Below are 12,100 nucleotides of genomic sequence, written 5' to 3'. Positions count from 1 at the left end.
TTATTAGAGAGAAGTATCATGTTAGCCCTGATCACCCAGTTATTCCCGCTGTGGGCCATATTGCTGTCGGCTTTGGCTTTTTTTCAGCCAGAACTTTTTGTTGGTATTAAAGGCCAAATAATACCTTTGCTGACCATTATCATGCTGTGTATGGGTTTAACGCTGAGCATTAATGATTTTCGCAATGTCATGGCTAGCAGGAAAGCGTTATTGGTGGGTGTGATACTGCAGTTTAGTGTGATGCCTATTGTGGCCTTATTGATAGCGCTGTTATTTGGCTTTGATGCTGAGCTAACCGTGGGCATGTTGTTGGTGGGCAGTGTCGCGGGTGGTACCTCTTCTAATGTAATGTGTTATCTGGCCAAAGGCGATACCGCGTTATCTATTTCGATGACGGCTATTTCTACCTTATTGGGCGTGTTGCTAACCCCAGTATTGGTGGCCTTGCTAGTGGGCCAAAGCATTGATGTGCCAGTACAGTCAATGCTGATTAGCTTACTGCAAGTGGTGGTGGCGCCGGTATTGCTGGGCGTGGTACTTAATTATTTACTTGGTGGTGTGGTTAAGCAGCTAGAGCCGATACTGCCGTTATTTTCCATGATGGCCATCGTGTTGATTATCGCCATTGTTGTGGCCTTGAATGCAGATAACATCGCGGATATAGGTGGTATAGTAGCGTTGGCGGTAGTGCTACATAACAGCTGTGGCCTGCTGCTAGGTTACGGTGCAACGGCACTAATGGGCTTTGATAAAAAGACCTGCCGCACCATCGCCTTCGAGGTGGGATTACAAAACTCAGGCCTAGCGACGGCCTTGGCGATGAAGTTCTTTACGCCGGCCGCCGCCTTACCCGGCACCCTGTTCAGCGTATGGCACAACATTTCCGGCTCCCTGCTCGCCGGCTACTGGGCGAAAAAGCCACTCGACGAGCCAGCTGACCCTGACGGTGTAGAAAATAAAGCGACAAGTAAAGGGTAGGCTGTGAAACATAAGTGCGTGATACCGGAGCAGGTCCGGTAAGACTGCTAACACAGAGCTGTCAGCTTGTTACCGTTATTTGTCTTTAACTTACGGCGTAGAGCGTAAGGCGTATAACGATGTTTTAGCTGTCTTCCTGAGGAAAGTCAGGATCTCGAGTTAGCCCAATAGCAAAACGACAAAAAGCCCCAGTGCCGAAAGGCACTGGGGCTTTTGTTATTAGGCTAAGAAAAGGCGCGTTGGCGGAGACAATCTAGCAGCCTCTTTTTCACTGTATTTGTCTTACAGCTTAAAGCTTACGGCTATGTTTTACCCCGTATTTCGCATGCCTGCGGCGATGCCGGCTATGGTCACCATGAGTGCTTGATCCAATACCGGATGCACATCATCGCCTTCATGCTGACGCGAACGCTTTAATAGCTCCGCCTGCAACACGTTCAGTGGATCGGTATAGGGATTACGCAGCTTAATCGACTCCTTGATCCACGGCTCATCAGATAACAGCTCCGCTTCTTCTTTCAGCTGCAATATCAGGTCCATACTATCCCGCAACTCATCACGTAACCGCTTACCCAACGGTTTAAGCTCATTAGGCACCAACAGTCCGTCGTAATAGGCGGCAAGACTAAGATCGGCTTTCAAAAACACCATTTCCAGCATATCGAGTCGGGCACGGAAGAATGGCCAGCCCTCATTCATCGCCACCAAGGTTTTCTCTTGGCCTGCCTCTATCACCGCCTCTAGTCCCTTATGAGCACCCAGCCAGGCGGGCAGCATCAAGCGGTTTTGTGTCCAAGCAAAAATCCACGGAATGGCCCGCAGGCTTTCTACGCCACCGTTGGGTTTGCGCTTAGCGGGGCGTGAGCCTAACGGCAACTTACCCAGCTCTAGCTCGGGCGTAGCGGCGCGAAAATAGGGGACAAAGTCCGGCTCATCACGAATAAGCGAACGATAATGGGCGCAGGAAACGTCACTCATGGTTTCCATTAGCTCGCGCCACTGAGGCTCTGGCTCAGGTGGAGGCAGTAAGTTGGCTTCTAGTACCGCACTGGCATAGAGGGCCAGGCTGTCGATGGCGACTTTAGGGAGGCCAAATTTAAAGCGGATCATCTCGCCTTGCTCGGTGACGCGTAAGCCACCTAGCGTAGAGCCCGGCGGTTGCGCCAAAATGGCCTCTCTAGCCGGACCACCACCGCGACCTAAGCTACCGCCACGACCGTGGAACAAGGTGAGCTTAACTTGTGCGGACTCGCTAATGGCTACCAATTTTTCCATGGCGCTGTATTGCGCCCAGCCCGCCGCCATCATACCGGCGTCTTTAGATGAGTCAGAATAGCCAATCATCACATACTGGCGGCCTTGCAGATAACCGCGATACCAAGGCAGCGCATAAAGCTGCTCTATTACCTCGGCACCGTTATTAAGATCCTCTAGGGTCTCAAACAAAGGCGCAACCGGCATCGGGAAGTTAACACCGCACTCTTTTAGTAATAACTGTACCGCCAGCACATCGGATGGCGCACCGGCCATAGAGATAATGTAAATCCCGAAGGCATCCGCCGGATGCTCGCTAATCACGCGGCAGGTATCCAATACCTCTTGGGTGTCGGCGCTGGGTTGCCATTGCCGAGGTAAGAGCGGCCGGCGTGAATTGAGTTCATTGAGTAAGAAAGCCTGCTTGTCGGCTTCACTCCAATCGCCGTAGTTACCCAAGCCCAAGTAACCGGTGATTTCTGCCAGCGCCTGGCTGTGACGCTCGCCGTCTTGGCGAATATCTAATTTCAGTAGGTGAATACCAAAACAGGCCACCTTGCGGATCACATCGAGCAGCAGGCCGTCGGCAATCTTCCCAAGCCCACACTCTTGCAGCGAGCGATAGCACAGCTCTAAAGGCTGGCGCAGTTGTTCGGTGGTCGTGATCAGATCCCGCGCATCGGTGCTTTGGTTTTGTACCTTGGCGTTAAGATGCATTAGGGTTTCGCGCAAGTCTTCACGCAGGGTGCGCAGGATGGCCCGATAAGGTTCCTCACTTTGTGCTGTTGCTTGATACAGCTCATCGCTGGCTTTCGACATCGACAGCTCGGATACCAACTCTTGAATATCGTTAAGAAACAGCGAGCTTGCCATCCAACGACCTAACAGCAGTACTTCTTGGGTCACCTTAGCGGTAACGAACGGATTACCGTCGCGGTCTCCGCCCATCCAAGAGGTGAAGCGTACCGGGGCGGCATCCAGCGGCAGGCGTACACCTAACTGGGTGTGTAATTGCTGATCGAGCTGGCGCATAAATTGCGGTAAAGCGGGCCAGAGACTATTTTCAATTACTGCAAAGCCCCAGCGCGCTTCGTCAACCGGAGTCGGGCGCTGGGAGCGAATTTCATTGCTGTGCCAAGCCTGAGTAATAAGTTGTTCTATCCGTGCTAGTAGCTCGGCTTTTTCTTGCTCGGGTAGGTCTAGCTCCAATGCGGCCAAGCAGTCGTTAAGCTGTACATGCTTATGGATAAAGGTACGGCGGGTCACCTCGGTGGGGTGAGCGGTTAGTACTAAGTCGATGTCGAGCTCGGCGACGGCGGCTTTAATATTGTCTTCATTAATGTCGGCTTGCTTTAAGCGATCGAACACCTGACTAAGAGGCCCGTCTCCGGCGTCGCGCTGAGTTTGGCGCGATATGGTATGAAATTGCTCGGCTACGTTGGCCAGATTGAGGAATTGACTAAAAGCTCGGGTGACGGGTAGCAGTTCGTCGTCACTCAGGTGTTTGAGGGTATCGAGTAAGCGCTGTTGGTCGTCATCGTTACCTTGGCGGGCCGATTTTGCCAACTGACGTATGGTTTCTACTTTATCGAGAAAGTTCTGGCCATGGTGATCCTTTATGGTATCGCCCAGCAATTGCCCCAGCAGGCCAACATTGGCTCTGAGTGGTGCATGATTATCCATATCTGCCTCGTCTGTTTTGTTATTTTTGTGTTTCCGCGAACGCTTATATAGCCAGCTTTCACTATAACGGTCAATTGTGGTGAGCTCGGAGTGGTCGTTTTGCGATCTGGTTCGAATATTGAGCACAGCACCGAGCACCGAGCGCCCCGCGCCCAGAGTAATAAAAACTGTGAAGAGTGAAGGGAGAAGAGAGTCCCCACCCTTCAGATGCAGTGTGTTTTCTGTAGTCTAGGCGTTATCTCACCCTCTTTACCCTTTACTCTTCACAAGGTGCTCGTCTTTAGCTGGGCGCCTGGTGCTAGGCGCTTTATTTGACCTCAGCCAAACAGAAGCGACTAACTAGACGTTGGATGATATCGATGGTGGGTTTCACAAACGATAAGTCCAAGTATTCATCGGGCTGGTGGGCCTGAGCGATATGGCCAGGGCCCAGTACGATGGTTTGGCAACCCAGCTGATTGATAAATGGAGCTTCGGTGCAGTAGTTCACCGCTTCGGCGGTATTGCCGGAGATCTCGGCGGCGGCTAATACTAGCTCACCGTTTGGATCCGTGCTGTAAGCCGGAATCGGTTCGTGCAAGTGAAACAGCTCTAGCGCATTCGGGTATTGTTCTTTAATGGGCTCAAGCGCGTGATGCAGTAGACCCATTAATTCATCGGGACCCACACCAGGAATGGGGCGCATATCGAAGTTTAACTCGCAGCAGGCACAAATACGGTTGGGGCTGTCGCCGCCATTAATGTGGCCCAAGTTCAGCGTAGGTTGTGGCACCTTAAAGTGATGGTTACCGTAGTTTTCTTTAAGTTGGCGCTGTAAATCTAATAAACGGCCCATTACTTTATGCATAATCTCTAGTGCATTGACGCCGTTGGCCGGATCGGAACTATGGCCACTTTTACCGGTAATGCGAATGGCTTCTGACATATGACCTTTATGCATCATGACCGGCACTAAGCCGGTAGGCTCACCAATTACTGCATAATCAGGCTTAATAGCCATGGCGCTAGCAATAGCGCGAGCACCGGCCATGGTGGTTTCTTCATCGGCGGTGGCCAAAATACGAATAGGCTTCGTCAGCTTGCTTAAGTCCATGTCTTTAAGCGCTTCGATAATAAAGGCAAAAAAGCCTTTCATGTCGATCACGCCTAAGCCATAGAGGCGGCCGTTTTCTTCGGTCAGCTTAAAGGGATCTTTGGTCCAGCGGCCTTGATCATAAGGCACCGTATCCGTGTGGCCAGCCAGCAGCAGGCCGCCGTCGCCCTCGCCACGAGTGGCGACTAGGTTGAACTTGCCGGGTAGGTCGGGCAGTTCGGTGACGTCGACGGCAAAGCCGAGTTGACTGAACCAATCAGCTAATAGTCTGATCACCTGCTCGTTGCTTTGATCCCAGCTAGGCTCGGTACTGCTGATGGAGGGCACGGCGATGAGATCGCGATACATATCCATCAGTTTTAGCTCGGTTGATGGTCGTGTTGACGACTGTTTTGATGACATGGATACTCCGTAAAAAGTTATCAAATTTATATTCAATAATGTTGCATAAGTATTTATACATTGCTAGTCTGGAAACTCATTATTATTCGGGTAACTAGCGTAGCAAATGGCCATGATTTTCCTTTCTTTAATACAGCGACGACGACCGCTCGCTTAAGCCATTGCCTTAGGGTGACATAAGCCCTGAAAACACGCTAGGCTGACGCCTGCATCTCAACCAAGCCAACTTCAAATTTACGGATACGCCCATGTTAAAAGCTGCAATTATTGGTGCCAGTGGTTACACCGGAGCCGAGCTGGCTGGTTTAGTCCAAGCTCACCCCAATCTTACTTTAGCTGGCCTCTATGTATCTGAGGGTAGCCTAGATGCTCATAAACCGTTTGCCAGCTTGCACCCGCGCTGGCGCGGTGTGATCGATCAGCCGCTATTGCCGTTGGATGATGAGGCACTAAGCCGTATTCATACCGAAGCGGATTTAGTGCTGCTGGCCACCGCCCACGAAGTGAGTCACGACTTGGCGCCGGGCTTTTTAGCCAAAGGCTTGCCGGTATTTGATTTATCCGGTGCATTTCGCGTACCCGGAGAAGGCTTTTATGAGCGCTTCTATGGTTTTGCCCATCAGCACGGTGATTGGCTAGGCAAGGCTGCCTATGGCCTTGCGGAATGGAATCAAGATGCAATTCGCACTGCCAAATTAATTTCCGTACCCGGCTGTTACCCCACAGCGTCATTAACGGCACTTAAGCCACTGCAAGAGGCGGGTTTGATTGCCGATGGTAGTAAGCCCATTATTAGTGCCGTATCGGGAGTGACCGGAGCCGGTCGTAAGGCGAGCATGGCCACCAGCTTTAGTGAAGTCAGCTTTAAGCCTTATGGCGTGCTTAATCATCGCCATCAGCCAGAAATTAGCTATCATCTCGATAATCAGGTGGTGTTTCAGCCGCATTTAGGTAATTTTATTCGCGGTATTTTGGCCACTATTTACGTACAGCTGGATGACAATGTGAGCGACGAGCAAATTGCCGCCGCTTATCATAAAGCCTACGACGGCCAAAAAATTGTGCGCTTAACGGGTCAGTGGCCACAAATTAATGATGTGGCTGGCACTCCATTCTGTGATCTGCACTGGGCGCGAGATGGCAATCAGCTGATTGTAGTGTCGGCTATCGACAACCTATTAAAGGGTGCGGCCAGCCAAGCGATTCAATGTATTAATATTAACCAAGGATTCTCGCCGTTAGCGGGTTTGGTGCAGGAGTAATTTAGGATGACGACCCAACAAACACCGCTGGTTATTAAGCTGGGCGGTACCCTACTGGAAAGTAATGAAGCGCTTGCCGCCTTATTCGCCACGCTGAAGACCTTTATTGATGAGGTAAAGCGCCCCTTGGTATTAGTGCATGGCGGTGGCGTGCTGGTGGATAATCAGCTGAACGCCATGGGCCTGACGTCTACTAAAAAAGATGGTCTGCGCGTTACGCCAGTTGAGCATATAGGGGTGATCACAGGCGCGCTTGCGGGCACCGCCAATAAATTATTGCTGGCGCAAGCTATTGCGCACAATATTAGTGCGGTGGGTTTGTGCTTAGGCGATGGTGGTTTATGTCGTGTTAGCCAGCTTGATCCTGAGCTAGGTGCAGTGGGCAAAATTGAAGGCGGCGATGGCACCTTGATTAGCACGTTACTCGCCGGTGGTTTTTTACCGGTGGTCAGCTCTATCGGTATTACCTTCGATGGTCAGCTAATGAACGTCAACGCCGACCAAGCGGGCACGGCGATTGCCGAAGTGCTGAATGCAGACTTAGTGATGCTGTCGGACGTCAGCGGTATTCTTGACGGTGAACGCACGCTGATTAACGAATTGACCCAAACTCGCGCCCTTGAGCTGATGCAACAGGGTGTGATTAAAGATGGCATGGCCGTTAAAGTAAAAGCCGCGCTACAAGCTACTAAAACACTGGGTAAACCAGTTGCCGTGGGTAGCTGGCGCAACCCCGAACAATTATTGTCGCTGCTGGCTGGTGAGTCGGAGTTTGGCACTCGGATTTCACACTAAGGACCTATCTCAAACTAAGGAAGAGAAGATGCAGCATTTATTAAGCCTAAAAGATTACAGCAAGCAGCAGATAGAACAGATCCTAAATTTGGCGAAAGACTTAAAAGCCAATCCAGAAAAATACGCGGATGCCCTCAAAGGCAAAAGCGTGGTTACTCTGTTTGAAAAACCCTCACTGCGCACTCGAGTGACTCTGGATATTGGGATTAATCGTCTTGGCGGCCATGCCGTATACCTAGACAGCCAAAATGGTGCCATGGGTAGCCGCGAAACAGTACAAGACTTTGCTGCTAACTTGTCACGCTGGTGTCAGGCCATCGTTGCGCGGGTTTATGATCATCAAACACTGGTAGAAATGGCAAAATATGCTCAAGTTCCGGTGATCAACTCCCTGTGTAACCTGTATCATCCGTGCCAGGCACTGGCGGACTATATGACCATTGCCGAGCAGCATGATGATTTGAGTAAGGTACATTTGGTCTACGTGGGGGATGGCAACAACGTGACCAACTCCTTGTTGCTGGCGGGGGCTATTTTAGGGGCCACGGTTACTTCGGTTTGCCCCCGTGGCCGCAACGTAGATGCACAGGTATTAAAAGAAGCCGAAGCCTTGGCGGCCATTAGTGGTGGCAAGGTGCAGGTAGCCGATAGTTTGGATGAGGTGACCGATATCGATGTGCTGTATACCGATACTTGGGTATCTATGGGCGATGAAACGCCGTTAGATAAAGTAGCCGAAGTCTTTATGCCTTATCAGATCAATCAGGCCATGCTCGACAAAACCGGAGCCAAACAGGTGTTGCATTGCCAGCCTGCTCACCGAGAACTGGAAATAACTTCTGAAGTAATGGACGGCCCCGCCTCCTTTATACTCGACCAAGCTGAAAATCGCATGCATGTGCAAAACGCCGTGCTGCTGACATTGATTAACAGGGATATGCATTAATGAGCCAATTCAAAAAAATTCTGCTGGCCTACTCCGGTGGTTTAGACACGTCTGCCATTATTCCATGGTTGAAAGAAAACTATGAAGGTTGTGAAATCATCGCCTTCGTAGGTGATGTAGGCCAAGGCGACGAAGAGTTAGAAGGCATAGAAGCTAAAGCCCTCGCCTCGGGTGCGGTGAAGTGCATCGTTGCCGACTTAAAAGACGAATTCGTAAACGACTATGTGTACCCGACCTTAAAAACCGGTGCTATTTATGAAGGCACCTACCTGTTAGGTACTTCAATGGCGCGTCCGATCATTGCTAAAGCGATGGCCGAAGCGGCACTGGCCGAAGGCGCCGAAGCGATTGCGCACGGTTGTACCGGTAAAGGTAACGACCAAGTACGTTTCGAAGGTGCCGTGGCTGCATTAGCGCCACAAATCGCCATTATTGCCCCTTGGCGCATTTGGGACATGCGTAGCCGCGAAGACTTGTTGGATTACTTGGCCGAGCGCAACATCGCTACTTCTGCCAGTGCCACTAAGATTTATTCTCGTGATGCCAACGCTTTTCACATCTCCACCGAAGGTGGCGAGCTAGAAAGTACGTGGAACGAGCCATCAGAACAGGCGTGGAGCTGGACTGTGTCCCCAGAGCAAGCTCCAGATAAAGCAGAAACCTTGTCTTTGACTGTGGTAGAAGGCCGCATCACTGCGCTGGACGGCGTAGAAATGAGTCCTTACAACTTATTGGTTGAGTTGAACGACCGTGCTGCTAAGCATGGCGTGGGCCGCGTAGATATCGTAGAAAACCGTTTAGTGGGCATGAAGTCGCGCGGTTGTTACGAAACTCCAGGCGGTACCGTGATGATGGCGGCACTGCGCGCCATTGAAGAGCTAGTGTTAGACAAGCCGACTCGCGCTTGGCGTGAACGTGTGGGTGCTGAGTTCTCGCATCTGGTCTATGACGGTCGCTGGTTCACGCCTCTGTGCAAGGCATTGTTAGCCTCTGCTAATGCCATTGCCGAAGACGTATCCGGTGAAGTGGTACTGAAGATGTACAAAGGCCAGGTAACGGCAATTCAGAAGTCTTCTCCTAATAGCCTGTACTCAGAAGAGTTTGCTACTTTTGGTGAAGATGAAGTGTACGACCAAAGCCACGCCGAAGGCTTTATCCGTTTGTACTCTTTGGCCAGCCGCATTAAGGCGCTGAACAGCCTAAAGAAGTAAGCGTTAATAAAAAATAAAAGGGGGCTTAGGCCCCCTTTATTTTTTGAGCCATCAGCCGTAAGCCGTAAGTTAAAGATAAAAACAGAAGCCAGAGCCAAACCCCTTCGTCATTGCGAGGAGTGCAACGACGCGGCAATCTATGAATTTAAAGCTGTAAGCGATCCGCTGTCAGCCGTAAGTTAAAAAGCCAAACATCATGGATTGCCGCGCTACGCTCGCAAAGACGGAATAAAGCGCATCACAACAGAACACAGAGCGGCTTAAAGCTTATGGCTGTGGGTTTTGCTGTTTTCTTTAGCTGACAGCTTAAAGCTTACCGCTTCCCGCTTTCTTTTAAGTATAATATCGCGCAACAATCAGTCCGCCGGCAGCATTAGGTGTGGCTAATAATCAAATTTTAGCAATGTCGTTAAGGAGTACAGCAGTTATGGCACTTTGGGGTGGACGTTTCAGTCAGGCGGCAGATGCCAAATTTAAGCAGTTTAACGATTCACTGCGTTTCGATTACCGTCTGGCGGAGCAGGATATCGTCGGCTCCATTGCTTGGTCTCGTGCCTTGGCTACCGGTGGCGTATTAACGGCAGACGAACAGCAAAAAATTGAACTGGCGCTGAACGATCTTAAATTGAAAGTAATGGAAGATCCGAGCCAGATTTTACAATCCGATGCTGAAGATATTCACTCTTGGGTAGAAGGCCATCTGATTAGTGCGGTCGGCGATCTGGGCAAGAAACTGCATACCGGCCGTAGCCGTAACGACCAAGTCGCTACCGATCTCAAGCTGTGGTGTAAGCAACAAGTGCCGCCATTGCTGCAAAAGTTAGATGAGCTGCAAAAGCAGTTGGTCACCGTAGCCCGTCAGCAACAAGCAACGGTATTGCCCGGTTACACTCACTTGCAGCGCGCTCAACCAGTGACCTTCGCTCATTGGTGCTTGGCTTATGTAGAAATGCTCGAGCGTGACTTTACTCGCCTGCAAGATGCACAAAAACGCATGGACACTTGCCCGTTAGGCAGTGGTGCCTTAGCTGGTACTGGTTTTCCAATTGACCGCCATGAATTAGCTCACTCATTGGGCTTTTCTTCACCGACGCGTAACAGCCTAGACTCAGTCTCGGATCGCGATCATGTGTTAGAGCTAATGAACTGTGCAGCTAACTCCATGATGCACTTATCGCGCTTCGCCGAAGATTTAATCTTCTATAACTCGGGCGAGTCTGGCTTCCTTGAATTGTCTGATCGGGTGACTTCAGGCTCATCCTTGATGCCGCAAAAGAAAAACCCCGATGCGTTAGAGCTAATCCGCGGTAAGACCGGCCGGGTGTTCGGTGCCTATGCAGGCATGATGATGACGCTAAAAGCGCTGCCTTTGGCTTACAACAAAGACATGCAAGAAGACAAGGAAGGGCTATTTGATGCGCTCGACACTTGGCATGATTGCTTAGAAATGGCCGAAATGGTGTTACACGACATCAAGCTTAACGAAGACAAAACCCGTGAAGCGGCGCAAGGCGGTTATTCTAACGCCACCGAAATGGCTGACTATTTAGTGAATAAGGGTATGCCGTTCCGTGAAGCCCACCATATCGTCGGCGCCATTGTGGTACATGCCATCGCCAAGAAATTGCCGATGGAAGATTTACCACTGGCGGACTTTAAAGAGTTTAGCCCGCTGATAGAAGATGACGTGTTTGGCAAGTTGTCATTAGAGTCGAGCCTTGCCAGCCGCTGTGCTTTAGGTGGCGTGGCGCCAGATCAGGTAGAGTTTGCGCTGACCAGTGCCGAGCGTCGTCTTACTCAGCGTGATAGCTCCGGCATTAATGTACGTAGTGCGCGTTTAACCGACTTAGACGCCATAGAGCGTATGGTAAATTACTGGGCCAACATCGGTGAAAACCTACCCCGTGACCGTAAAGACTTGGTTAAAGCAGTAGGGGAGTTTGCCGTGACCGAAGTACAAGGCCAGATCAGCGGCTGTGCTTCTTTATACGTGTATGACACCGGTTTGGCTGAAGTACGCTCACTGGGCGTCGAGCCAGGCTTCCAAAACCAGGGGCAGGGCAGTGCGCTGGTTGATAAAATACTGCAGAAAGCTGAAGACCTGTCTATTGATAAGGTCATCGTATTAACGCGGGTGCCTGAGTTCTTTATGAAGCAGGGCTTTACCATGACAAGTAAGTCATTGTTGCCAGAGAAAGTGATGAAAGACTGCGATATGTGTCCTCGTCAGCATGCCTGTGATGAAGTGGCGCTAGAAATCGTGCTGAAAGACAAAGCAAGCTTACGCAAAACGGAACGCTAGAAGCTTACGCCGTACGCAAAACTGAACGCTATAAGCTGTACGCGTTACGTTAAAGATAAACAGCGGTCTGTAGAATCCGCATCACATCGCAAAAATACCGGGCTTGCCCTAACACCATTCAGTTAAGCGTGTTTAGAGCGAATGGTGTACCGAGTTTTTGATATCCGAACGGTC

General features: G+C 50.6%; 8 protein-coding genes. 6 read left to right on the top strand and 2 right to left on the bottom strand.

What is annotated here, in order from left to right:
- Positions 1 to 18: 18 nt before the first annotated feature.
- A complete protein-coding gene (locus tag ACFQ1C_RS05710) occupies positions 19 to 978 on the top strand; it encodes a bile acid:sodium symporter family protein (RefSeq protein WP_379557638.1) in 960 nt (319 codons plus the stop codon).
- A 309-nt stretch (positions 979 to 1,287) separates the two neighbouring features.
- Here the strand turns inward: ACFQ1C_RS05710 and ppc are convergent, their stop codons facing one another.
- Together ppc and argE are read right to left on the bottom strand one after the other, a co-directional pair.
- A complete protein-coding gene (gene ppc, locus ACFQ1C_RS05705) occupies positions 1,288 to 3,915 on the bottom strand; it encodes a phosphoenolpyruvate carboxylase (protein ID WP_379557637.1) in 2,628 nt (875 codons plus the stop codon).
- 307 nt (positions 3,916 to 4,222) lie between these two features.
- Entirely contained in the window at positions 4,223 to 5,362 is a 1,140-nt protein-coding gene (gene argE / locus ACFQ1C_RS05700) for an acetylornithine deacetylase (RefSeq protein WP_379557653.1), read from the bottom strand.
- A gap of 296 nt (positions 5,363 to 5,658) precedes the next feature.
- Between argE and argC the strand changes: the two genes are divergently transcribed.
- The 5 genes from argC (at position 5,659) to argH (ending at position 11,926) form a co-directional block, all read left to right on the top strand.
- Entirely contained in the window at positions 5,659 to 6,672 is a 1,014-nt protein-coding gene (gene argC / locus ACFQ1C_RS05695) for an N-acetyl-gamma-glutamyl-phosphate reductase (RefSeq protein WP_379557636.1), read from the top strand.
- Between the two features lie 6 nt (positions 6,673 to 6,678).
- Positions 6,679 to 7,467 carry an acetylglutamate kinase gene (gene argB / locus ACFQ1C_RS05690; protein WP_379557635.1) on the top strand — a complete coding sequence of 263 codons (789 nt, stop codon included), beginning with the start codon at positions 6,679 to 6,681 and terminating at the stop codon, positions 7,465 to 7,467.
- Between the two features lie 28 nt (positions 7,468 to 7,495).
- A complete protein-coding gene (locus tag ACFQ1C_RS05685; RefSeq protein WP_379557634.1) occupies positions 7,496 to 8,413 on the top strand; it encodes an ornithine carbamoyltransferase in 918 nt (305 codons plus the stop codon).
- On the top strand, positions 8,413 to 9,624 hold the full coding sequence (locus tag ACFQ1C_RS05680) for an argininosuccinate synthase (RefSeq protein WP_379557633.1): 1,212 nt from the start codon (positions 8,413 to 8,415) through the stop codon (positions 9,622 to 9,624). Before ACFQ1C_RS05685 ends, ACFQ1C_RS05680 begins: the two co-directional genes overlap by 1 nt.
- Before the next feature lie 427 nt (positions 9,625 to 10,051).
- Positions 10,052 to 11,926: an argininosuccinate lyase gene (argH, locus tag ACFQ1C_RS05675; RefSeq protein ID WP_379557632.1), complete on the top strand. Its 1,875-nt coding sequence runs from the start codon at positions 10,052 to 10,054 to the stop codon at positions 11,924 to 11,926.
- The last annotated feature ends 174 nt before the right edge of the window (positions 11,927 to 12,100 follow it).

The sequence above is a fragment of the Oceanisphaera ostreae genome (assembly GCF_042676125.1).
In the GTDB taxonomy this organism is placed as follows: Bacteria; Pseudomonadota; Gammaproteobacteria; order Enterobacterales; family Aeromonadaceae; genus Oceanimonas; species Oceanimonas ostreae.
This window is presented reverse-complemented; position numbering and strand designations above follow the sequence as displayed.